Source organism: Alloalcanivorax dieselolei B5 (assembly GCF_000300005.1).
Taxonomy (GTDB): Bacteria; Pseudomonadota; Gammaproteobacteria; order Pseudomonadales; family Alcanivoracaceae; genus Alloalcanivorax; species Alloalcanivorax dieselolei.
Genome location: NC_018691.1, coordinates 2,035,018 through 2,056,823, shown reverse-complemented (window position 1 = coordinate 2,056,823; position 21,806 = coordinate 2,035,018). Strand labels below are relative to the sequence as shown.

Here is a 21,806-nt window from a genome sequence, read left to right as displayed (position 1 = left end):
GCTAAAACAGACGAACACTGTCGGCAATGGCTATCTGGAACCGCCATTCACCTTCGTGATCTCCAGATTGAATGGATCAATACCCTGTAAACACCCGGCGTTTATACCGTACTTGCCGGGTAAAGAGCGGGGCTTGTGGTGTGTATAGATACCACACGTCCTGCAGAAATAATGCTCGGCCACTTTAGTGTTGAACTGATAGCAACCCAGACTGTGCTCTCCCTTTAACAGCTTAAAATCGGCTTGCTCTGCGTAGACCATTCTCGCCCCTTTCCTTGCGCAGATGGAGCAGTCACACATATAGGCCATATCGAGGCTACACCTGACCTCGAATACCACTGATTGGCAATGACAGCTTCCCTGATACGTATTCATGATCCGGAGATAACCTTGGCAGTGGCTGCGCTGTTGAATTCCAATCTTGAGCTTATCGTCCTCTCCAAACACGGACAATCGAAGCGGCTGTGGGAAGCGGCTGCGTAGCCTGGGGTTGATTCAAAGCGGGAGTCGTCAAGGGGGTTCAGGTGCCTGTAATTGTTACGGCCTTTACAAGACCTGTTTAAAGACCCATTATTAGGTCTTGAGCAACCACCAAATGCAGGTAACTTCATGACACATCAAATACTTACAGAGATTGCCGCCAGTATCTCGGAGCTAAAAGCAAATCCCATGAAAGTCGTCGCCAGCGGCGAGGGTATGCCGATTGCCGTTCTCAACAGGAACGAGCCCGCCTTCTATTGCATTCCTGCTAAAGCCTATGAGGCCATGATGGACCTCATCGAGGACAAGGAGCTTCTTGAGCTCGCCAAACGTCGCATCAAGGAAGATAGCGTTCGGGTAAGCCTGGATGACCTATAAGCTGGCTTTCAAGAAAAGTGCGTTGAAAGAATGGAGGAAACTCGGCCCCTCAGTCCGCGACCTGTTCAAGAAAAAGCTGGCGGAAAGATTGGAGACTCCCCATCTCCCTTCCGCTGCGGTCAGCGGTGGCTCCAACTTATATAAAATAAAGCTACGGCAGCTTGGTTACCGACTGGTTTATTCCGTATCCGACTCCACCGTCACGGTCATTGTCCTCGCCGTGGGTAAGCGAAATCGAAACGAAGTTTACGACGTCGCACTTTCGCGCCAAGAGGCTGACAAGCGGTAGCGCTGCCAACAGCGGCTCGTGAGCCGCTCCTACAATGGGAACACGAAGCCACTGTGGGAAGCGGCCTTGGCCGCGAACGGTATGCAAAACGGATTCTCCCCCAATTTGCACGCAGACCTAGGCGTCGATTCGCTGCCAAGGCCGCTTCCCACAGCGGCTTCGTAGCCGGGGTAGATTCGGAGCGAGAGTCCGCGGAGTTCGTGGAGAGCCGGCGATCAGCGTTCCAGGACCGTGCTTTTCCCGTGTCCTGGAACGCAGACCGCCGGCTCTCCTCCCCTGGCAAGAGGCACCTCGCCCTGCCACCAGCCTGAATTCGGCCCTGCCTGGGCCACCGCGCAGGTGCGCGACGTCAAAAATCGCTCCCGGCGATTTTTTGCGGCTTGCCGTCCATGGCCGCCGCCCTCCGGGCCGTCGCGAGTGCGACGTCAAAAATCTCTCCCGGCGATTTTTTGATCGACGGGTCCCAACATTGGCAAATTTAACAATGACCGTGGGTCGCGCGTCTTTCGCCGCTTGTCGGTTTCGTCTACGCTTTGCCGGATATGTCGAGTGCCCCCAATGGTCGGCTCACCCGCCGGCCGCCTGGGGCCTGTGCCGCTTCCCGGCGGCCGCCTTCGACCCAATAAGCAGGTAAAAAGACCCAGTCAATGACAGTTTCCATCGAGGAAAAGGCAAGTTTCGAGTTCAAGGGCCGCATGCTGATGGCGACGGTCCTCTATCTCAAGGACCTGGACTCCCGTAGTCTGCATCAGCAAATCTCCCAACGGCTGGAAGACGCCGCCCAGTGGCTGCTGGACGCGCCGGTGGTGGTGGATGTGGCCCATCCGGAAGAGGCCTCCCAGGTGGAGCTGCTGACCGCCGTGGACACCCTGCGCGGGCTGGGCGTCAATCTGGTCGCCCTGGCCCGCCACCCGGAACTGGACGACCAGGTAGCCGCCATGCTCGGCCTGGGCAGCATCAATCTGGCCAACGGCCGCGATGTGGCCCGCAGTGAGCCGCCGGCGCGCGCCGGCAATACCAAGGCCTCCCCGGCTCCCGCCGAGGACACCCTGGTAGTGGAGCAGCCCGTGCGTTCCGGACAGCAGGTCTATGCCCGCGGCGATCTGATCGTGCTGGCGCCAGTGAGCACCGGCGCCGAGTTGGTGGCCGAAGGCAATATCCATATTTACAACACGCTGCGCGGACGGGCTCTGGCCGGCGTACGAGGCAATGAGGCGGCGCGGATCTTCTGTCAGGATCTGGATGCGGAACTGGTGTCCATCGCCGGCCATTATCGGGTCGCCGAGGATCTGCCGGACGCCTATCGACGCAAACCCGTGCAAATGAGCCTGGACGGCGACGCCATGAGCTTCGCCGATCTGATGGGCAAAAGTTGAGAACCCGTCGTTGCCGGTGTCCGGCAGCGGCTCGCACCTACGTCTGCAAGGACTTCGAGGAGAAGAGATCGTGACAAAAATCGTGGTCGTGACATCCGGCAAGGGAGGAGTGGGCAAGACCACCACCAGCGCCGCCCTGGCAACCGGTCTCGCCATGCGTGGCCATAAAACCACGGTAATCGATTTTGATGTGGGGCTGCGGAATCTGGACCTGATCATGGGTTGCGAGCGCCGCGTGGTTTACGACCTGGTCAACGTGATCAACGGTGACGCCAACCTCAAGCAGGGTCTGATCAAGGACAAACGGGTGGAGAATCTGTTCATCCTGCCCGCCTCCCAGACCCGCGACAAGGACGCCCTGAGCCAGGAAGGCGTGGAGAAAGTGCTCAACGGCCTACGTGACATGGAAATGGAATACGTGATCTGCGACAGCCCGGCGGGGATCGAGAAGGGCGCGCTGATGGCCGCTTATTTCGCCGACGAAGCGATCGTGGTGACCAACCCCGAAGTGTCCAGTGTGCGCGACTCCGACCGCATCCTGGGGATTCTCTCCAGCAAGACCCGCAAGGCCGAACTGGGCGAAGGCGACATTCCCGCCCGGCTGCTGCTGACCCGCTACTCTCCGGAACGCGTGGAGCGCGGAGAAATGCTGTCCGTGGAGGACGTGCAGGAAATTCTCGCCGTGGACCTGCTCGGTGTGATTCCCGAATCCCAGGCCGTGCTCAACGCCAGTAACTCCGGCGCGCCGGTAATCCTGGATCTGGAATCCGATGCTGGTCTGGCTTACGCCGACGCCGTGGCGCGGTTCATTGGCGAGGAACGCCCCCACCGCTTCCTCACCGCCGCCAAAAAAGGATTGTTTGGACGACTGTTCGGAGGCTAAATCATGGGCATCTTCAGTTACTTGCTGCCTAAGAAGCAGAACACCGCCTCCACCGCCAAGGAGCGGCTGCAAATCATCGTTGCCCGCGAACGCAGCGGACGCGGCGGTCCCGATTACCTGCCCCAACTGCAGGAAGAGCTGCTGGCCGTGGTGCGCAAATACGTGCCGGTGAGCCCGGAGGCGGTGAATGTGCAAGTGGACCGGGAGTCCGGCTGTGAGGTTCTGGAACTGAACATCACCCTGCCGGAAGGCGAGGACGATTGATCGCCATCGCCGAACCTTGACACACTGTCCTTTCGTACAGTATCTTTGCGGTTCGGCGAGCCCCCTTCAGATTCCCTTCTGTGACCCCTTGAAGGCCTGATCGATCTCCAGGTTCCACGGATGGAACCGGGCTCCCGTCAAAGCAGTTGACAGTTGATAGTGGACAGTTGACAGCTCGCGGAACACGATAGATTAATCTGAAAAACAAGGAGGCCGCGTCCAAGGCTTGGGCGCGGCCTCCTTGTGTATAAACGATTAGGTCCAACTATGAGCAACGGGATGCGTATACGCAAATACATCTTGCGAAAACGCAATGTCTTTTTCTTTTCGCTGTCAACTGTCCACTATCAACTGTCAACTCCCTTCCTATCCCATATGCCACCCATGGCTGACCACCACGGACTGGCCGGTGAGCGCCGCCGAGGGGAAGGCCGCCAGGTGCAGGGCCAGTTCCGCCACATCCTCCACGGTGGTGAATTCGCCGTCCACGGTGTTCTTGAGCATGACGTTGCGGATCACTTCATCCTCGGAGATGCCGAGCTCTTTTGCCTGCTCCGGGATCTGTTTATCCACCAGTGGGGTGCGCACGAAGCCGGGACAGATGATGTTGCTGCGCACACCGTGGGCGGCACCCTCCTTCGCCACCGAACGGCACAGGCCAAGCAGGGCGTGCTTGGCGGCCACATAGGGCGCTTTCAGCGGTGAGGCTTCCAGTGAATGCACCGACCCCATGTACAGCATGGTGCCGCCACCGCTGGCATACATGGCCCGCAGCGCCTCCCGGGTAAGCAGAAAAGCGCCATCCAGATGCACCGCCATGACCTTGCGCCAATTGGCGAAGGACAACTGATCCAGCGGGTCGATGTGTTGAATGCCGGCATTGGCGAACGCCACGTCCAGACCGCCCCAGGCGGTCACCACGGCGCTGACGCCGTCGCTGACCGCCGCTTCGTCGGTAACATCCATGGTCACCGCCATGGCCTCGCCGCCGGTGGCCCGAATCGCCGCCGCCGTTTCCCCGGCACTGTCACTGTCCAGGTCGGCCACCGCCACCCGCGCCCCTTCCCGGGCATAGCACTCGGCGATGCCCCGGCCAATGCCGCGAGCGGCGCCGGTGATCAACGCCACCTTGCCGTGCAGACGTCCCGCTTGCTCTCCCATTCCACTACTCTCCCGTCCTACTGCTTCCCGGTTCATGACACCACCGGGCCGTCCTTGCCCTTGTTGCCGCTTTCCTGCTCGCCGGTCGCCGTGGCGTCATCACCGTTGCCCTGTTTCCGCGATGACGACCGCCGGGCCCACAACCGTAACTGACCGACGATGCCGGCGGGGAAAAAGTACACGCTGAGCACGAACAGCAAACCGAACCACAGCAACCAGCGTTCCGGCCCCACCAGCTCCGCCAGCAGCGTGCCCGGCTCCAGGCCGCCGCCCAGCCACTTGAGCACATCCTGCAGATAATTCTGCGCCAACAGGAACAATACCGCACCCACCACCGCGCCATACAGTGTGCCCATGCCACCGATCACACACATCAACAGAATGAACACCATCAGCTCGAAATTCAGCGTGTTCTCCGGATTCACATAGCGGTTGATCAGCGCGAACAGCACCCCGGCCAGCGTCGCCAGCAAAGCGGAGATGATCACCACCGCGGTGCGGTAGAACACGGTCCGGTAACCGAGCGCCTGGGCACGGAATTCGTTCTCCCGAATCGCCTGCAGCACACGCCCGAACGGTGAGTTGACCAGACGCAACAGGAACAGGAACACACCAACGGTGATGAAGAAAGTAATGTAGTACATCAGATCCCGGCCGGTGAGACGCGCCTTGAACAGCGACTCACGCCATACCTCACCGAGATTTCCCGGATCGGTGAACAGGCCGCCCAGGAAGGTGGTGATACTGAAGCCGCGCAGTTCGCCATCAAAAGGTTTGAAGGCTGGCCCCAGTTCACGCGGCACCCGCACTCGCAGACCATCCTCTCCGCCGGTGATGTGATAAAGCTGCGTCACCAGGCTGAGGAACGCGAACGCCACCGCCAGCGTCACCAGCGCGAAGAAGATCGCCTTCACCCGCAATGACAACAATCCCAGTAACAACGCCAACAGCAAGCTGACCAGCAGAGAGGCGCCCAGGCCGATGAAGATCGGCGCGAAGCCTTTGCCCATGGCGTCCATGGTCATCGCCACGCCGTAGGCGCCAATACCGAAAAACATGGTATGGGCAAAGGACACGATGTGGGTGTACCCCAGCATCAGATCGTAGGACGCCACCACGATCACGAACACGCAGATCATGCCCAGGGTGGAAAACGCCCGGGTGCCGGGGAACAGGAACGGCCCCAGCGCCAGACACAGGAACATCAACAGCAGCAGCACGGTGAGCGGACGGCTGCGCGGATAATCTCCGGAAAGCAAGGTCTTCAGCATGTCTCTCTCCTCACACCTTGATGACCGGAATCAGGCCCTGGGGCCGCCACATCAGCACCGCCACCATCAGCCCGACGGTGGCCACCGCCGCCAGACGCGGTTCCAGAAAGCCCACATAGAGATTGATCAGGCCCACCAGCATGGCGCCGTAAAAACAGCCGCGCACTGAACCGAGACCACCAAGGATGATCACCACGATCACCGAGATCATCAGTTCCTCGCCCATGTGCGCGGTGATGATCTCCCGGTACATGGCCCACATGGCGCCACCGATGCCGGCCAGTGCCGAGCCGGCCACGAACACCGCCAGGAACAGCAGGCGGATACGGTAGCCGTGCACTTCCACCATCTCCCGGTTTTCCACCCCGGCGCGGATCAGAATGCCCAGGCGAGTACGGTCGATTACCCACAGCATCAAGGCGTACACCGCCAGCCCCAGCACCACCGCCAGCAGGCGGTATTTTTCCAGGGCGATGCCGCCGATGATGGGAATCGCATCGCTGATCAACAACGCGCCGCGCAGCGCTTCCGGTCGCGGCACCGGAATCTCGTTGGAACCCCAGATCACCTGCAGCAACTCCATGACGATGATGGAGCCGCCCACGGTCACCAGAATCTGCTTGAGGTGATCGCCATAAACCGGACGGATCACCAGCCGCTCGAACAACACGCCGAGCAGCCCCGCCACCACCAGCGCGAACAGCAGCGCCGGGATCACCGCCAGCAGATTGACCCACAGCGAACCGCTGGTGTAGTCGTTCAACCACATGGTGAGCACGGTGGCGCCGGCGAAAGCGCCGAGGGAAATAAAGGAACCGTGGGCCAGGTTCAGCACGTTCATCAGCCCGAAGGTCAGGGTCATGCCGGAAGCCATCAGAAACAGCATGGCGCCCATGGCCAGGCCGCTCAGGGTGAGCACCGCCCAGGTGGACGGGTTCATCAGGAACAGCGGGATCACCACCATGATCAGCAGCAGAAACAGATGCGGCTTGTCCTGCTGGAACCCGCGCAGCCTCTCCCACCACGACCTGTTGCCGGTGTCGGCGTCAAAAATATCTTGAGGAGCGGACATGCTCTGTTCTCCTTATTGGTGCGCGCCCAGGCCAAGGCCCAGCAGTTCATGCTGCAGGTCTTCGTCCTCGGCGAGTTCCGCCATGGTGCCCCGGTGCACGATATGTCCGTCGCTCATCACCGCCACGGACTGGCCAAGGCGCCGGGAAAAATTGAAGTTCTGTTCCACCAGCAGGATCGATACCTGCTGCTGTTTGAGCTGTTCGAAAGCATCGGCCAGATCATTGATGATGGCCGGCGCCAGCCCTTTGGTGGGCTCGTCCACCAGCAACAACTCACGCGGTTCGATTACCGCCCGGGCAATCGCCAGCATCTGCTTCTGCCCGCCGGAAAGATTGCCGGCGGCGCGGTTCCAGAATTTTTTCAGTGGCGGAAACACTTCGAAAATCCAGTCCAGGCGCGGCTCGTCCATGGCACCGCTGACCGCCGCCAGGACCATGTTTTCCCGCACCGTGAGCTGGCCGAAGATACCCATGTTCTCCGGCACGAAGGCAATGCCGCCACGGGCGATGGCCGGCGTCGCCGTGCCGCCAATGTCACGCCCCTGGAAACGCACCTGCCCTCTGGTCAGGGTGGTCAGGCCCATGATGGTACGCAGCGTGGTGCTTTTGCCGGCACCGTTACGTCCCAGCAGTACCGTTAGTTCCCCGGCCGGCACGTCCAGATCGACGCCGTGTAGAATGTGGTATTGGTCGATGTCCGCGTAGACCTCCCGCAGAGACAGAATCGGCTCGCTCATGCGCCCTCCTCCGCTTCCGCCGCCACGCCCAGATAGGCTTCCTGCACGATCGGCGAGGCGATCACCTCGGTGGGCTCGCCGTCCGCCACCAGCTCGCCGTTGTGCAACACCACGATGCGATCCGCCAGGGAGCGCACCACATCCATTTTGTGTTCCACCAGCAGCACCACTTTGTCCTCGCGCTGTTTGATCTGGGCGATCAGATCCAGGATCACCGGCACTTCATCCACACTCATGCCGGCGGTGGGTTCGTCGAACATGAACACGGTGGGCTCCAGCGCCAGCATCAGGGCTACTTCCAGCTTGCGCTGATCACCGTGGGATAAGTTGGCCACCACGTCATCGGCGCGGTGATGCATGTTGACCTGCCGCAGATACTCGGCGGCGCGGTCGGTGATATCACGGCGCTTCGACGCCATCTGCCAGAACACATGGCCGATACGGTGACGCGAGGCCACCGCCAGGCGCACGTTTTCCAGGGCGCTGAGATCGGGAAACAGATTGGTGAGCTGAAACGCGCGCCCCAGCCCCTTGTCCGCCCGGGCGGCCACGCCCAGACCGGTGATGTCTTCGCCAAACAGATGGACACTGCCGGCGCTGGCCCGCAGTTGCCCTGAGATCAGATTGAACCAGGTGGTTTTACCCGCCCCGTTGGGACCAACGATGGCGGTCAGGGTGCCCGCCTGAAAGGCGCAGGACACCCGATTCACCGCCACGTGACCACCGAACTGGATGGTCAGGTCGCGGGTTTCGAGAACGGCGGTTGGTGACGCCATGACAACTTCCCCGTAGACAAACTCAAACCGTGGAGACGAGGCTCCGTGAACGACCCGGACGGCGTGCCATGGCACGCCGTCCCGCGGTGATCAGCGCTGATTGCGCAGCGGAATCTTCATTTCGTCCATGGGAATTTCCCGTACCAGCACCGGCACACCGGCGGTGACGGTGCGATCCGCGAACCAGTCATCACGCTCTTGCGATTCGATACGGAAGTGGTACATGGCCTGCATCGCCTGATGGTCTTCCGCGCGGAAGGTCATCTTGCCCTTGGGCGTGTCGAAGCTGAGCCCTTCCATCGCCTCGATCAGGTCCTCGCTGTCGCTGGACCCTTCGGTCTTGCGCAGCGCGGCGGTGATCGCCATGGCCTGGGCGAAGCCCTGGGCGGTGAAGAAATCCGGTGCCGCGTCGAAACGCTTGAAGTGTTCCTTCACGAACCAGTCGTTGATCTCGTTCTTCGGCGATTCAAAGTAATAGAAGCCGGCCCCTTCCATGCCGGGGAAGGCGGAGTAGCTGGCCAGCGCGGGCAGGATATTGCCGCCGGTGGCGAGCTTGATGCCATGACGTTCCGGGTGCAGATCCTGGATCCGGCTGAGCGGATTGGCGCTGCCGGCCCAGATGGCGAAGATGTATTTGCCCTTGTCACAACCGTCGCGGTCCTTCAGAGCGCCGAACAGACGCTGGGCGGCGGCGGTGAAGTCGGTGGCGTCGGTGGGCAGGTATTCCTCGTGAACCACCTTGCCGCCGCTGGAGGTCATCGCCTCTTTATAGGCGGCCACGCCATCGCGGCCAAAAGCGTAGTCCTGGGCGATGGTGGCCACGCAGACACCGGGCTGGCCCAGCGCCACCGCGTTGGAGACCGCATCCTGGGAAGAGTTACGGCCGACCCGGAATACGTAGCGGTTCCATTGTTCACCGGTGATGGCGTCGGCCACGCCCTCCGGCATGATGATGCGCTCGTATTCCTCGGCGATCGGCAAGGTGGCCAGAGCCACGCCGGAGGCCACCGGCCCCACCACGATGCTGGCATCGTCCTCGGCATAGGCTTCCTCCACCAGGGAGCGGGCCCGGGCGGGGTCGTTCTGGGTGTCTTTATCGATGATCTCGATCTTGCGGCCGGCCACTTCCATGGTGCCGTCGGTGGCGTATTCGAAGCCCATGCTCATGCCATCGCTCAACTGCTTGGCGTAGGCGGAAAGCGGACCGGAGAATCCGGTGACATGGGCGATGCGGACACTGTCACCGGCTTGCGCGACAGCGGAAAACGACAGGGTACCCAGGGTGAACGCCGTTACGGCGAGCAGACGCTGCTTCATGTTATCTCTCCCTTTCTATCTTCATCGTCTGCACGGCAGCGCGATGAGTGGGCTTGTTGTTCGGTTGTTGTCATTGGGTCGAGAACCGTCCCGGCACGGCCGGACGGCGCGGCACCTCGCCTTATCAAACAGGGCGAACTGCATTGGCTCATAATATGACAACTGAATCAGGTTTCTTCAAGCACCGTAATGGAGACAAATTTTATTATTTCGTCTACCGAGCTATTCCCAGCCTCCCAAAATGGCCTATAAAACCCTATAAAACAGCCACTAACAGCGATCACCAGGCAATCCTTTCAAGCACGGTTCAACTTGACACTGCACGGCTTCGGTCGTAATTTTTCTGACTACCGATTCAGTTTTCAAATAACAAAACAGGATTTGCCCATGAGTTCCGCCGCCAAGGACATCGCCCCCAGCGCCCCGAAAACCGCCCGTGGTGCCCGCACCCGCGCCCGGATTCTGAAAGCCGCCGAGGACACCTTTGGCTCTCTTGGCTATCACCGCGCCGGCATCAGCGACATCACCCGCGCCGCCGGCGTCGCCCAGGGCACGCTGTACTGCTATTTCTCCGGCAAGGAGGAAATCCTGCGTGAACTGGTACGCGACATGGGACATAAAGTGCGGGCCCATCTGGCCGCCAGTGTGATCAGCGCCCGCGACCGGCTGCAGGCAGAGGAGCTGGGTCTGCGCGCCTTCCTCGAATACGTCAGCGCCAACCCCTCGCTGTATCGGGTGCTGCAGGAAGCGCAATTCGTCGATGAAGCGATCTTCCGCGAATATTACGAAGCGTTCGGCCGGGGCTACATGCGCATGCTGGCCGACGCTACCCGCAAGGGCGAAGTGCGGCCCGGCAACGATGAGATCCGGGTCTGGGCCTTGATGGGCCTGTCCAACTTTCTCGGCCTGCGTTTCGCCCTTTGGGACCGGGACCGCTCCTTCGACGAGATCGTCGCCACCATATCGGATCTGTTCCGCAACGGGCTGGCCCTGGACGGCAAGGAGAAAGCATGAGCGAGCTGGTGCTTTATCAGAACCAGGACGGCCTGGCACGGCTCACCCTCAACCGCCCGGAGCGGCATAACGCCCTGGTGCCGGAATTGCTGGATGCCCTCGCCGATGCTCTGGCCCGCGCCCATGGCGAAGCCCCCAGAGCACTGCTGCTCGACGCCAATGGCCGTTCCTTTTCCACCGGCGGTGACGTGGCCGGCTTCTATCACACGCCGCGAGAGCTGCGCCGCGACTACGCCCACCACGTGGTGGGCCGTCTCAACGACGTCATCCTGGCCTTGCTGACGCTGCCCTGCCCCACGGTGGTGGCGGTGCACGGCACCGTGACCGGCGGCTCCCTCGGCCTGGTACTGGGCTGCGATATCGCCGTGGCCGGGCCACGCGCCAACTTCGCGCCCTGGTACACCGTGGTGGGCTACAGCCCCGACGGCGGCTGGACCGCGCTGATGCCGGAACGGATCGGCCGCGCCCGCGCCCTCGACATCCAGTTGCTCAACCGACAGGTAAGCGCCGAAGAGGCGCATCGTATCGGGCTGGTGCAGCACCTGGTGAACGAGGGCGAGGAACACAATCAGGCACTCGCGCTGGCACAGCAGTTGTGCCGGGCGCAGCCGTCCAGTGTCCGTCACACCCTGGCACTGACGCGGCCGGATCCACACCGGGTGCGCGCCGCCCTCGATGACGAGCGCCAGCATTTTCTGGAACAGATCGACAGCGACGAAGCGGACAGCGGCATGGCCGCCTTCCTCGCCCGCTGATACGGAAACAGCAAAAAGCAGAACCGCCCTAGCAGTAAGAGCGAGCGAGTGAGTGAGCGAGCCTGTTCACAGGCTCTATCAGGGCATAACAACAACAATCGGGAGAACCACAATGACCAGAAACACCCTGCTATACCGACTCGGCCAGGCCGCGCTGATCAGCGCCCTGCCGCTGTCGGCCAGCGCCTTCCAGACCTTCGCCGATGAAGACCGTTCGGCGGAACTGAGCAGCGAGCCGGCGCACCAACGCTATCAGTTCAATACCCCCACCACCGTTACTTACGACCGCGACACCGTTGCGCTAGGTGCCACCCAGACCCGCGTTTACGTGGCGGACATGGGCGACTACACAATCCGCGTGCTCAATCTCAACGGCGCCGCCATCGGCACCCTGGACGACGCCGACCAGACCCTGGCGGCGGACAGCCCGGCCAGCGCCGTTCCGGATATCCGCGCACCGCTGGGCATCGCTTTTCTGTCGAAAAGCGAAGCGGATGACGATCGCCTAGCCGGCCTTTACGTCAATGATGTAGGCCGTCAGCAGGTGCATTTTTTCCGCACCGTCGCCGGCAGCGCCGACAATTTCGAATACGTCACCTCTATCGGCCAGCCCGGTCACGGTGGCGGCGCCGATCTGTATTTGCCGCGTAACATGACGATCACCCCGCAGGGGTTCATCTACATCTCCGATGAATTCAACCATCGCATCAAGGCGTTCAGCATCGATCCGGACAACAACTATCAGGTCAACCTGATCCAGACAGTGGGCTGGCAGGACGGCAGCGGCCAGTACGTCGGTGCCGGGCCGATCCTGCGCGGTGTCGATAAAAACTACGGCACCGATTCCACCTACTACGACGACTACGCCGGTGAACCGGAAAAACGCGACGGCTTCCGCATTCCCCAGGGCATGACCTACTACCAGTCGCCGGATAATGGCGCCACCTATCTCTACGTGGCCGACAACGGCAACAACCGCATCAAGATTTTCCGCGTCGATACCGCCACCGGCCAGTTGACCCTGGACGACATGCTCGGGCGCATCCGCGATGACGACGGCAACGCCGATCATCTGAAGCGGCCTCGCGGTGTGCGCACCGATCTGCAGGGCAACCTGTACGTGGCGGACACCTACAACGGCCGCATCCTGCGCTTCCCCAACCTGGCCGCCACCACCGACACCAATCCAGTGAAATATCGTAGCAGCGGCAGCGCCGACGCTCAGGCCACCTGGGTCTACGGCCATCTGGGCATTCATCAGGTGGAAATGCGCGCCCCCACCACCGCCGCCAATGAAGATGCCGCTTTCCAATTGCCCAACGATCTGGTGCCAGTGATCGATGCCAACGGTAATTTCTACCGCGAGGATATCTGGTCCTGGGGTTACTTCTTCAGTAACGCCCGCGTACATCTGGTCAGCGACAGCGGCAACAACCGCATCAAGAAATGCTGGACCAACTCCGGCGGTACCACCCTGCTGCGCTGCTCCGTTTCCGCCGGCGTCGGCGGTGAGAGCAACCACGAATTCTGGGGGCACCCGCGTACGCTCGCCGGACAACTGCACTCCGCCAGCGGCATGGCCTGGCTTGGCAGCAAGAACCGCTTGCTGGTGAGCGATACCCCCAACACCCGCATCAACATGTACGACGGCAGCGGCAACTTCCTGGGCCGTTTCCCCGGCACCAACATCAGCTACGGGGTCACCGGCATCGCCACCTTCAACGACAGCAACCACGGCGAAATGGTGGCGGTTCTGGTGGGCGCCGACGCCACCCTGCCCTGGCCCTACACCGGTGACGCCAGCGTTCGCATTTACGACGCCGACGGCAACCTGGAAGAGCTGTTCAATCTGAGCTACCGCACCGGCGGCCTGTCGGCACCGCGCATCGCCCTGACCTCCAGCAACATCAATTACCCGGTATCGATCTCGGTCCGCGGCAGCGGCGATCAGCACGAGCTGTACATCACCAGCTTCGCCAACTACGCCTGGCGGTTCGATTACGACAGCGGCAGCAGCACGCTGAACCGGATCTGGTACGCCGGCGGCGTCGACAGCAGCAAAGGCAGTGACCTGGGCGACAACTGGAGTCTCGGCCCGGCGTTCTTCGACCAGGGCGCGCCCGGCACCTTCGATCAGATCGGCGGCGTGCTGGCCTTGTCCGACCGCATCTACGTCACCGACCGGCGCAACCAGCGCATCCAGGCTCTGTCCCCGGCCAACGGCGGCCTGCTCGGGCAAGTGGGCGTCGGCGGCGGCACCTATGACCATCCGGAAGACCTGGAAGCGGACCGGCTGTTCCTGCCCGCCGGCCTGGCCTACGACGCGCAACAGGACAGCCTGCTGGTGGCCGATGGCTTCAACATGGTGGCGCGGGCCTGGGCCAACCCGGACGACAGCACCCCGGACAGCAACGGCGTGATCCGCCCGAACTATCTGGGCCATTGGCTGGACCGGTCTCTGGGCAGCCGCCCGGGCGGCCTGTTCGACGCCGAACAGGTGGCCGTGGGTGACGGCTCGGTATTCGTGTTCTCACTGATCAGCAACCGCATCACCCGCTTCAGCTGGTCGGAACTGAACCCGTAACAAAGGCGTGGGAACGGGACCCTGATCGCGAACGTCCGGGTCCCGTGCCCATGGAACAAGAAACCGGAGGCATCGATGGAAATGTTCGACCTGCTGGCCCAACGCGCCCGGGTAACCCCGGACCGGCTGGCACTGGAAGATCTGCACGACGGCGAACGCTACAACTACGCGCAGCTCAACGAACGGGCGGCGCGGCTGGCGGCGGCGGCCCGTCAGCAATGGGGGTTGCGGGAAGGCGACCGGCTCGCCTGGCTCGGTCACAGCCGCTCGGAATTCTTCGCCATGCTGTACGGCTGCGCCAAGGCCGGCCTGATTCTGGTGCCGCTGAATTGGCGTCTGGCGGTGCCGGAGCTGGAAGTCCTGATGGCCGATTGCCAGCCCGGGGCCTTGATCTTCGGTGACGAACTGGCCGATGCGGCCCGCGCCCTGGGGAGCGCCTTCACCGACCTGACGCTGGTGGCGCTGGATCAGCCGGTCGGCTCGGAGCGTCACTATCACCAGGATCTTCAACAGGTGACCCCGGATCTCAGCGCGCACCCGGAAAAGAGTCCGGACACGCCCTGGTACCTGCTCTACACCTCCGGCACCACCGGCCGGCCCAAGGGCGTGGTGCAGACGTTTCGCATGATGCTGGCCAACTACCTGAACATCGGTCTGGCGGTGAACCTCACCGGCGAGGACGTGCTGCTCAACGTGCTGCCGCTGTTCCACACCGCCGGCATCAATCTCTATTCCAGCGCGGTGTTTTTTGTTGGCGGCGCCGTGCTGGTGGCGCGTAACTTCGAGCCGCAGCAGGCACTCGAAATATTGGAACAGCGGGCGACCATTTTCTTCGGCGTGCCGGCGGTGTACCAGGCGCTGCTGGAGCAACCGGGCTTCAGCGGCGAACGGCTGCGCCGAGTACGTTCCTGGGGTTGCGGCGGCGCCCCGCTGTCCCTGCCCGTGGCACAGAGCTATGTGGAGCACGGCATTCATGTGCGCACCGGCATGGGCATGACCGAAACCGGCCCCACGGTGTTTTTGCTCGATGAAGACAAAGTGATTGAAAAAATCGGCTCCGTGGGCCGTCCGCAATTGCTTACCGAAGTCCGCATCGTCGACCGGGATGGCCGTGACGTGCCCGACGGCGAAGCCGGCGAGCTGCTGATCCGTGGCCCCAACATTACGCCGGGTTACTGGAACCGTCCCGACGCCACCGCCGAGGCCATCGAAGCCGACGGCTGGCTGCACAGCGGCGACGTCGCCCGGCGCGACAACGACGGCTTTTATTACATCGTCGATCGCTGGAAGGACATGTACATCTCCGGCGGCGAAAACGTCTATCCCGCCGAAGTGGAAAAAGCACTTGAACAACATCCGGCCATCGCCGAAGTGGCGGTGGTGGGCATCGCTGACGAGCGCTGGGGCGAAGTGGGCAAGGCCTGCTACGTACTGCGCCCGGACAGCCACGTCGACGAGGACGCCTTGCGCGCCCACTGCCGTGAACGGCTGGCCGGCTACAAGGTTCCCAAGGTTTTCCAGTGCCTGCCGGCACTGCCCCGTAACGCCCTGGGCAAAGTCACCAAACAGGAGCTGCGCAATGGCGCTGAATAAAGCACGGCTGGAGCAGGCCGTGACCTTGTCCCAACAGGACTTTGATGATTTCGCCGAGATCAGCGGCGATCACAACCCCATCCATGTGGATCCCCAGTACGCCTCGGTGACTCGCTTCGGCGCCACCGTTTCCCACGGCATGCTGTTGTTTTCCCATCTGCGCGCGCTGATCGCCCGGTCCTGGCCCGGTGCCACCCTGTCCATGCAGGAACTGATGTTCCCCGCCCCCGCCTACGCCGGCGAGGCATTGACGGTGATCGTCGAAGCGCGGCAACAGGACGATCTATTCACTACCCGCGTGGTCAAGGCCGACGGCGGCGTCTGCCTGGAAGGCCGCGCCCGTATTCACATCGCCGAGGAGAACACCCCGTGAGCGAGACCCTGCCCCGTTTTCACGCCCTGAAGGTCGGCGACCAGGCCACCGTCTCCCGTCATTTCAGCGCTGGGGACCTGAGCCAGTGGTGCGCGCTGGTCAACTTCCCCGAGGCCCAATGCGCCACCGTGCCGGAACCGCTTATCGCCGGCCTGTTTTCCTATCTGCTTGGCGAGGAGTTACCCGGCCACGGCACCAACTATCTCAAACAGAGCCTGCACTTCGAACAGGACGCCGACGTGGGCGAAGCGCTCACCGCCAAAGTCACCGTGACCCGCCTGCGCGCCGACAAGGCGCTGGTGAATCTGGCCACCGAATGCACCGGCGCCAATGGCCGGATGATCTGTTCCGGCGAAGCCCTGGTGCTGTTTCAATGTTGACAGGAATGCTGAGCAAGACCCTTCACCCCGGTCTGTTGCCCTGGCTCACCCGGCTCAACCATCTGATCGAGGAACAACGCCGCAAAGGCATCGAAGCCACCCCCGCCATGGTGCGCGACAGCCTGGCGGGGATGACCGAAACCCTGGTCACCCGCATTCCCGACATCGCCGGAGTGCGCGATCTGGTGATGGATGCGGACGGACACGCCATCGCGGTGCGCGCCTACGATCCGGCACCGGGCCAGCGCAAGCCGGTGTGTTTGTTTTTTCACGGCGGCGGCCACATGGCCGGCAGTGTCCAGGTGTACGACCCGATCTGCCGCAAACTGGCCGAGGCCAGCGGTCACCTGCTGCTGTCGGTGGAATACCGGCTGACACCGGAGCACCCCTACCCGGCGGGTCTGGAGGACTGCCTGGCGGTGACACGCGGGCTCTATCCGCTGCTGTCCCGGGAAGGCTATCCGGTGCAACGGTCACTGACGCTGGTCGGGGACTCCGGCGGCGGCGCTTTGGCCGCCACGCTTTCCGCCCTGCTGCAGGACGATGAGGCACATCGCCCGCAACGCCAGATTCTGATCTACCCGAGCCTGGATTACACCCTGGAACAGCCGTCAGTGCAGGAAAACAGCCACGGCTATTTGTTGGAAACACCCCGCATCGAGTGGTACCTGGACCATTACTTCCAGCACGGCGAGGACCGGCGCGCCCATTCTCCGCTGTACATGCCCATGGGCACGGGCATGCCGGAGACCCTGGTGATCACCGCCGGCCTGTGCCCACTGCGCGACGAGGGCCTGCGCTACCTCGACCGAATCAGTGAAGCCGGCATCCCTCATCAGCATGTGCATTTCCCGGACATGATTCACGCTTATCTGAATCTGGAGGATCTGGTGCCGGAAGCGTGCGAGGAAACTTACCGGTGTATCGGTGAATTCCTGGGCCGGATGCCCCGAACTTGAATCGCGGCTCGTGAGCCAAGGGCGAATCAGCGTGCCAGCGCGTTGCGTGCCTGCGTTATGTCATTGGTAAAACTTGTGAAAACATGACCGTTCCGGCCGGTATGCATATTGACCGTTTGCCACGCCGATCTATGGTAGTGAGAACCGGTTTGAAGAATGTCCAGGGACCATGACATGTCTTCTGCAGTACCCGCTCCACCCAGCCCTTTTGTTCACGGCCATCTGACGCTGGAAAGACAGGAACGCCGCGCCCGCAATCTGCTGCGCGGCGCCCGCCGCCATCACACCCCGGCGGTGTTACGACTGGCCGCGCGCCGCCGTTCGCAACACCAGCCGTTCACGCTGGCCGATGCCCGGCGCGCCATTGCCCGGGAACAGGGTTTCCCGGATTGGGCCTCACAGAGCCACCACATTCGCGAACTGGAACACAGCCAACCCCTCTACGGCCTCAGCCCCGATGGCGACGAAGCCACTCTGCATCTGTGCGGGGCCACGGACCTGACCCCGCGTCTGCGCAAGGCCGGCTTCGTCGGTGAAATACTGAGCCTGGCGGACCCGTACAGTCTCGGCCCCCTGCGTAACGAACCGATACCGCTGTTCCGGCAGCGGCGCAGCCGTTTTCTGGCGAATCTGCGGCAACAGGACTGGCAACGGGTGGCGCGGGAACAGCAAGACATTCAAGACCGGCTGGCGGAAGCCGCGCGGGGCCGGCGGGTGGTGTTGTGGTTCCAGCACGACAGTCAGGACCAACTGATTCTGGCCCGGCTGCTGCACCAGTTCAGCCATAATCCCAACGGCGCTCCGCTGCAATTGATCGCGGTGGAATCGGTGCCGGGGGTCAAGCGTTTTCGCTGCCTCACCCAACTGGCGCCCTTTGTTCTCAACTGGTTGTGGCGGCAACGGCGCGCGGTCAGTACCGCGCAGCTGTCGCTCGGCGAAGCGGCCTGGCGCGCGGTGACCGCCAACCATCCCGACGCGCTATACCGCCTGTCCCGGCACACCACCTCGGCGCTGCCCATGCTCGGTCGGGCCCTGCGCCGTCATCTGCTGGAACTGCCGGATCCGGCCACCGGCCTGGGACTGAGCGAGCAATTGGCAGCGCAACTGGTGGCCGAACGCGGGCCGATTTCCATACGAGGGGTGTATAACGCCCTGCAAGAAGAACGCGAACCGCTCCCCTATTTGTCACCGCAAATGTTTCGCTGGGTCCTGAAACCGCTGCTGGAAGGCGAGCGGGCGCTGCTGGAATATCACCGCACCCCCGGGCGCCCCTGGGATGAAGGCCTGCTGGATGTCACCCATGCCGGCCACGGCGTCCTCAGCGGCTACCGCAACTGGCTGGACAGCCGCCCGCCAGTACGCTGGGTCGGCGGCATCCCCATCGACGGCACCCACGCCTGCTGGTGCATTGACAAGAGCAGTGGGCAACCAAGACTCTACTGAAAAGGTAGTTGACAGTTGATAGTGGACAGTTGACAGCGAAAAAAAGAAAAACAAAAACGGGTGAGCCTTAGCTACTGCGGGAAGCTTGCTTGCAAGCGAATATTGCTGAACACTTGAGCAAATCCCATTCGCTTGCAAGCAAGCTTCCCACAGCGGCTAAAGATCAGACTACTTGGTCTTTTCGCTGTCAACTGTCCACTATCAACTGTCAACTGTCTTGTTCTCTTCTTTTCGAATGTGCTCCACCAACAGCGCCGCCACGGCGTCCGGTTGTTGCAGGTGCAGGAAGTGGCCGGCGTCGGCCAGGGTTTTGACGTGGAGGCCTTCGGGGAAGTCGCTGGGATAGATGGTGTGATCCAGCAGGCGCGGGCTCATGCAGCCGTCGCTTTCGCCGAGCAACACCTGGGTCGGAACCCGGGTTTCTCCCAGCAGTGTCTTGCTGGCCTGACGCAGGTCCCGGCGCCATAGCCGGGGCAAGTGCCGGTACCAGCCCAGGGCGGCGGACAAGACGCCGGGTTGGGCCAGGGTGTGCTTGGCCTGCTCCAGGTAGCGGCCGGCTTCCCAACCCGGTGACCAGCGCCGCCACAGGGTGGCGACACCGTCCAGGTCGTTGCGGTTGAGCCAGGTTTCCGCCGCCAGCGGCAGTTGGAAAAACGGAATATAGGCGCTCAGACCCAATTGTTCCGGCACCCGCAGCAGCGCCTGGGGCAAGCGTTTCAAAGGCGGTATCGCCAGCGCGGAAAAAGAGCTGAAGGTTTCCGGGTAGCGCGCACAGGCCAGGTAGCCCAGCACCGCGCCCCAATCGTGGCCGATCAGATGCACACGCCCGCCCAGTTGATCGGTGAAGGCCATCAGATCCTCCAGCGCGGCGGTCAGTGCATAGTCACCGCTGCCGGGCTGACAGGACGGCGCGTAACCACGCAATGCCGGGGCCACCGCGGTATAACCGGCGCCCGCCAGCCGCTGCATGATATCGGCCCAATTCTCATGGGTATCCGGAAAGCCATGCAGCAACAATACCGGCTCGCCGTCACCGGTCAGCAGCGCCGGAAAGCGCAGATCGCCGTTCACCAGTTCAACCTGTTTCACCAGGATACCTCGAAGTCCTCGTAGCCCCTCGGGCTGCGTTCAGTTTGCGTCACATCGGTGACGCGCGCGCGGGCAGGGCCACGGCGCATCCAGGCCAGCAAGGCGCTGACCGCTTCCTCGCTACCCTCAAGCCAGGCCTCCACGCCTCCATCCTCGAGATTGCGGACCCAGCCCACCACGCCACACCGGCGGGCTTCATCACAGGTGCTGGCACGAAAAAGCACGCCCTGAACGCGGCCGCGCACCACCACTTGACGGGCAATCATGATCGTTCATCCTCTTTTCGATGACCGGCCCCCTCATCACTGAGGTCGGGATCGGGGCCGGTTTCCGACAACTGATTCTCGAACAGCGTTTCCAGGGGAAACGACAACGGCGCACGCATGCCCTCGCGCGCCTGATCGCAGCGTGCCTTGAGCACCGTCTCCCAGGGCTCCAGCCCCTGAGCGTTGACGTTCAGTTGCTGCTCGCTGGTCCAGGGTAACATGGCGAGCAGATCCGCCAGGGTCAACGAACGTAAATCTCCGCTGAGCATGTAACCGCCATCGTCGGTGCGGCGAATCAATCCACGATCCTCCAGCAGATTGCGGAATTCGTCCCAGTGGGTGACGCCGGCGTCCCGCAGCACACGCTGTACCTCATTATGACGTAGCACTTCCCCGTTACGTTGTCGTGTCCACAGCAGGCACAGCAATCGCAGCAGCGACTGGGTGCGCGGCACCCGGCGTCGAAATTCCTCGAACACCACCAGGCCCCGCACCAGCTCGGCGCCGGCGAGAACGATGATCCAGGAAATATAAATCCACAACAGAAACACCGGCACCATGGCAAAGGCACCATAGATGACCTGATAACTGGGCACCTGCCGGATGAAGAACGCGAACCCGCCCTTGGCCAGTTCAAACGCCAAGGCCGCCAGCAAAGCACCGAGCACCCCCTGCCGAATCGGTACCGAGGTATTCGGCACCACGATATACAGCAGCGAGAGTAAACCGGTGGTCATCACCACCGGCAAGGCGCGCAGCCAGAAACGGTCGCCGCCCAGATACGCCACGGTATCGGTGACCAGGGAAACGGAAGTGAGGTAGGAACTGATACCCAGACCGACGCCCAGCAGTATCGGCCCCAGAGACAGCACCGCCCAGTACATCATCAGACTAGTCAGCCCCTTGCGCGGCTTGCCGATACGCCAGATGCGGTTCAATGACTGCTCGATGGTGCGCAACATCAACACCGAGGTGACCACCAGGAACAGGGCGCCCACCACGGTGAGATTGGTGGCCTGCCGGGAGAAGCCTTCCAGATGGCGAAGAATCTGATCACCGGCGGACGGCACGAAATACTGAAACGCCCACTGACGAATCGCCAGCCCCCGTTCGTTGAGCGCCGGGAGCGCCGATATCACCGTGAACATCACCGTCATCACCGGAACGATGGCAAACAAGGTGGTATAGGTGAGCGCCGCCGCCGAGGACAGGCAACCGTCCTCGACGAACTGGCGCCGCAGCAAGCGCAGGAACGCCACCAGCGACTGCATACGGACGCGAAAGGGAATCAGCGGTGTCTCGTCCTTGTCCGTCATCGGTTTCTTTTTTCCCATCGTTCACTGGA

The 21,806-nt window shown here is 62.2% G+C and carries 23 protein-coding genes; 13 read left to right on the top strand and 10 right to left on the bottom strand.

The genetic code is table 11. The annotated features are described in order from the left end of the window. Positions 1 to 30: 30 nt before the first annotated feature. Entirely contained in the window at positions 31 to 375 is a 345-nt protein-coding gene (locus B5T_RS09325; RefSeq protein WP_041717466.1) for a GFA family protein, read from the bottom strand. 234 nt (positions 376 to 609) lie between these two features. Here B5T_RS09325 and B5T_RS09320 point away from each other — a divergent pair, with 234 nt between their 5' ends. The 5 genes from B5T_RS09320 (at position 610) to minE (ending at position 3,670) form a co-directional block, all read left to right on the top strand. Continuing rightward, on the top strand, positions 610 to 858 hold the full coding sequence (locus tag B5T_RS09320; protein ID WP_041716967.1) for a type II toxin-antitoxin system Phd/YefM family antitoxin: 249 nt from the start codon (positions 610 to 612) through the stop codon (positions 856 to 858). Then, positions 848 to 1,147, top strand: coding sequence for a type II toxin-antitoxin system RelE family toxin (locus tag B5T_RS09315; protein ID WP_014994243.1), 300 nt, complete (start codon positions 848 to 850; stop codon positions 1,145 to 1,147). The genes B5T_RS09320 and B5T_RS09315 overlap by 11 nt, the downstream gene beginning before the upstream one ends. Before the next feature lie 647 nt (positions 1,148 to 1,794). Then, positions 1,795 to 2,523 carry a septum site-determining protein MinC gene (minC, locus tag B5T_RS09310; RefSeq protein ID WP_014994242.1) on the top strand — a complete coding sequence of 243 codons (729 nt, stop codon included), beginning with the start codon at positions 1,795 to 1,797 and terminating at the stop codon, positions 2,521 to 2,523. A 70-nt stretch (positions 2,524 to 2,593) separates the two neighbouring features. Further along, on the top strand, positions 2,594 to 3,406 hold the full coding sequence (minD, locus tag B5T_RS09305; protein ID WP_014994241.1) for a septum site-determining protein MinD: 813 nt from the start codon (positions 2,594 to 2,596) through the stop codon (positions 3,404 to 3,406). 3 nt (positions 3,407 to 3,409) lie between these two features. After that, entirely contained in the window at positions 3,410 to 3,670 is a 261-nt protein-coding gene (minE, locus tag B5T_RS09300) for a cell division topological specificity factor MinE (RefSeq protein WP_014994240.1), read from the top strand. A 366-nt stretch (positions 3,671 to 4,036) separates the two neighbouring features. Here minE and B5T_RS09295 read toward each other — a convergent pair whose 3' ends face one another. From B5T_RS09295 to B5T_RS09270, 6 genes are all read right to left on the bottom strand, one after another. Next, positions 4,037 to 4,831, bottom strand: a complete 795-nt coding sequence (locus B5T_RS09295; RefSeq protein ID WP_014994239.1) for a 3-hydroxybutyrate dehydrogenase — start codon at positions 4,829 to 4,831, stop codon at positions 4,037 to 4,039. Positions 4,832 to 4,863: 32 nt separating this feature from the next. Next, positions 4,864 to 6,102, bottom strand: coding sequence for a branched-chain amino acid ABC transporter permease (locus B5T_RS09290; protein ID WP_014994238.1), 1,239 nt, complete (start codon positions 6,100 to 6,102; stop codon positions 4,864 to 4,866). A 10-nt stretch (positions 6,103 to 6,112) separates the two neighbouring features. Next, a complete protein-coding gene (locus tag B5T_RS09285; RefSeq protein ID WP_014994237.1) occupies positions 6,113 to 7,174 on the bottom strand; it encodes a branched-chain amino acid ABC transporter permease in 1,062 nt (353 codons plus the stop codon). A 12-nt stretch (positions 7,175 to 7,186) separates the two neighbouring features. Then, positions 7,187 to 7,912, bottom strand: coding sequence for an ABC transporter ATP-binding protein (locus B5T_RS09280; protein WP_014994236.1), 726 nt, complete (start codon positions 7,910 to 7,912; stop codon positions 7,187 to 7,189). Beyond that, positions 7,909 to 8,688 carry an ABC transporter ATP-binding protein gene (locus B5T_RS09275; protein ID WP_014994235.1) on the bottom strand — a complete coding sequence of 260 codons (780 nt, stop codon included), beginning with the start codon at positions 8,686 to 8,688 and terminating at the stop codon, positions 7,909 to 7,911. The genes B5T_RS09280 and B5T_RS09275 overlap by 4 nt, the downstream gene beginning before the upstream one ends. Positions 8,689 to 8,778: 90 nt before the next feature. Beyond that, entirely contained in the window at positions 8,779 to 10,005 is a 1,227-nt protein-coding gene (locus B5T_RS09270; RefSeq protein WP_014994234.1) for a substrate-binding domain-containing protein, read from the bottom strand. 387 nt (positions 10,006 to 10,392) lie between these two features. Between B5T_RS09270 and B5T_RS09265 the strand changes: the two genes are divergently transcribed. From B5T_RS09265 to B5T_RS09230, 8 genes are all read left to right on the top strand, one after another. Continuing rightward, positions 10,393 to 11,019, top strand: coding sequence for a TetR/AcrR family transcriptional regulator (locus tag B5T_RS09265; RefSeq protein ID WP_041716966.1), 627 nt, complete (start codon positions 10,393 to 10,395; stop codon positions 11,017 to 11,019). After that, on the top strand, positions 11,016 to 11,774 hold the full coding sequence (locus B5T_RS09260; RefSeq protein ID WP_014994232.1) for an enoyl-CoA hydratase/isomerase family protein: 759 nt from the start codon (positions 11,016 to 11,018) through the stop codon (positions 11,772 to 11,774). Before B5T_RS09265 ends, B5T_RS09260 begins: the two co-directional genes overlap by 4 nt. Before the next feature lie 112 nt (positions 11,775 to 11,886). Continuing rightward, on the top strand, positions 11,887 to 14,358 hold the full coding sequence (locus tag B5T_RS09255; protein ID WP_014994231.1) for an NHL repeat-containing protein: 2,472 nt from the start codon (positions 11,887 to 11,889) through the stop codon (positions 14,356 to 14,358). A 75-nt stretch (positions 14,359 to 14,433) separates the two neighbouring features. Next, positions 14,434 to 15,951, top strand: a complete 1,518-nt coding sequence (locus B5T_RS09250; RefSeq protein WP_014994230.1) for an acyl-CoA synthetase — start codon at positions 14,434 to 14,436, stop codon at positions 15,949 to 15,951. Further along, complete coding sequence (locus B5T_RS09245) at positions 15,938 to 16,324, top strand: MaoC/PaaZ C-terminal domain-containing protein (protein WP_014994229.1); 387 nt, start codon at positions 15,938 to 15,940, stop codon at positions 16,322 to 16,324. Before B5T_RS09250 ends, B5T_RS09245 begins: the two co-directional genes overlap by 14 nt. Next, a complete protein-coding gene (locus tag B5T_RS09240; RefSeq protein WP_014994228.1) occupies positions 16,321 to 16,704 on the top strand; it encodes a hotdog family protein in 384 nt (127 codons plus the stop codon). Before B5T_RS09245 ends, B5T_RS09240 begins: the two co-directional genes overlap by 4 nt. Beyond that, positions 16,698 to 17,663, top strand: coding sequence for an alpha/beta hydrolase (locus B5T_RS09235; protein ID WP_148279247.1), 966 nt, complete (start codon positions 16,698 to 16,700; stop codon positions 17,661 to 17,663). Before B5T_RS09240 ends, B5T_RS09235 begins: the two co-directional genes overlap by 7 nt. A gap of 174 nt (positions 17,664 to 17,837) precedes the next feature. Further along, complete coding sequence (locus tag B5T_RS09230) at positions 17,838 to 19,106, top strand: DUF1835 domain-containing protein (protein ID WP_014994226.1); 1,269 nt, start codon at positions 17,838 to 17,840, stop codon at positions 19,104 to 19,106. Positions 19,107 to 19,307: 201 nt separating this feature from the next. Here B5T_RS09230 and B5T_RS09225 read toward each other — a convergent pair whose 3' ends face one another. From B5T_RS09225 to B5T_RS09215, 3 genes are read right to left on the bottom strand one after another with little or no spacing between them, the layout of a single operon-like run. Beyond that, on the bottom strand, positions 19,308 to 20,195 hold the full coding sequence (locus B5T_RS09225) for an alpha/beta fold hydrolase (protein ID WP_014994225.1): 888 nt from the start codon (positions 20,193 to 20,195) through the stop codon (positions 19,308 to 19,310). Beyond that, positions 20,192 to 20,461, bottom strand: a complete 270-nt coding sequence (locus tag B5T_RS09220) for an acylphosphatase (RefSeq protein WP_014994224.1) — start codon at positions 20,459 to 20,461, stop codon at positions 20,192 to 20,194. Before B5T_RS09220 ends, B5T_RS09225 begins: the two co-directional genes overlap by 4 nt. Continuing rightward, the gene (locus B5T_RS09215) at positions 20,458 to 21,777 is read right to left on the bottom strand and encodes a YihY family inner membrane protein (protein ID WP_148279246.1); all 1,320 of its coding nucleotides are present in this window, start codon (positions 21,775 to 21,777) and stop codon (positions 20,458 to 20,460) included. The genes B5T_RS09220 and B5T_RS09215 overlap by 4 nt, the downstream gene beginning before the upstream one ends. Positions 21,778 to 21,806 lie beyond the last annotated feature (29 nt).

Coding starts and splice junctions, on each gene's coding strand:
- B5T_RS09270 (WP_014994234.1), bottom strand. CDS start 10,005: ATGAAGCAGCGTCTGCTCGCCGTAACGGCGTTCACCCTGGGTACCCTG.
- B5T_RS09290 (WP_014994238.1), bottom strand. CDS start 6,102: ATGCTGAAGACCTTGCTTTCCGGAGATTATCCGCGCAGCCGTCCGCTC.
- B5T_RS09295 (WP_014994239.1), bottom strand. CDS start 4,831: ATGGGAGAGCAAGCGGGACGTCTGCACGGCAAGGTGGCGTTGATCACC.
- B5T_RS09265 (WP_041716966.1), top strand. CDS start 10,393: ATGAGTTCCGCCGCCAAGGACATCGCCCCCAGCGCCCCGAAAACCGCC.
- B5T_RS09250 (WP_014994230.1), top strand. CDS start 14,434: ATGGAAATGTTCGACCTGCTGGCCCAACGCGCCCGGGTAACCCCGGAC.
- B5T_RS09220 (WP_014994224.1), bottom strand. CDS start 20,461: ATGATTGCCCGTCAAGTGGTGGTGCGCGGCCGCGTTCAGGGCGTGCTT.
- B5T_RS09215 (WP_148279246.1), bottom strand. CDS start 21,777: ATGACGGACAAGGACGAGACACCGCTGATTCCCTTTCGCGTCCGTATG.
- B5T_RS09280 (WP_014994236.1), bottom strand. CDS start 7,912: ATGAGCGAGCCGATTCTGTCTCTGCGGGAGGTCTACGCGGACATCGAC.
- B5T_RS09285 (WP_014994237.1), bottom strand. CDS start 7,174: ATGTCCGCTCCTCAAGATATTTTTGACGCCGACACCGGCAACAGGTCG.
- B5T_RS09255 (WP_014994231.1), top strand. CDS start 11,887: ATGACCAGAAACACCCTGCTATACCGACTCGGCCAGGCCGCGCTGATC.
- B5T_RS09315 (WP_014994243.1), top strand. CDS start 848: ATGACCTATAAGCTGGCTTTCAAGAAAAGTGCGTTGAAAGAATGGAGG.
- B5T_RS09235 (WP_148279247.1), top strand. CDS start 16,698: ATGTTGACAGGAATGCTGAGCAAGACCCTTCACCCCGGTCTGTTGCCC.
- B5T_RS09245 (WP_014994229.1), top strand. CDS start 15,938: ATGGCGCTGAATAAAGCACGGCTGGAGCAGGCCGTGACCTTGTCCCAA.
- B5T_RS09325 (WP_041717466.1), bottom strand. CDS start 375: ATGAATACGTATCAGGGAAGCTGTCATTGCCAATCAGTGGTATTCGAG.
- B5T_RS09320 (WP_041716967.1), top strand. CDS start 610: ATGACACATCAAATACTTACAGAGATTGCCGCCAGTATCTCGGAGCTA.
- minC (WP_014994242.1), top strand. CDS start 1,795: ATGACAGTTTCCATCGAGGAAAAGGCAAGTTTCGAGTTCAAGGGCCGC.
- B5T_RS09260 (WP_014994232.1), top strand. CDS start 11,016: ATGAGCGAGCTGGTGCTTTATCAGAACCAGGACGGCCTGGCACGGCTC.
- B5T_RS09230 (WP_014994226.1), top strand. CDS start 17,838: ATGTCTTCTGCAGTACCCGCTCCACCCAGCCCTTTTGTTCACGGCCAT.
- minE (WP_014994240.1), top strand. CDS start 3,410: ATGGGCATCTTCAGTTACTTGCTGCCTAAGAAGCAGAACACCGCCTCC.
- B5T_RS09275 (WP_014994235.1), bottom strand. CDS start 8,688: ATGGCGTCACCAACCGCCGTTCTCGAAACCCGCGACCTGACCATCCAG.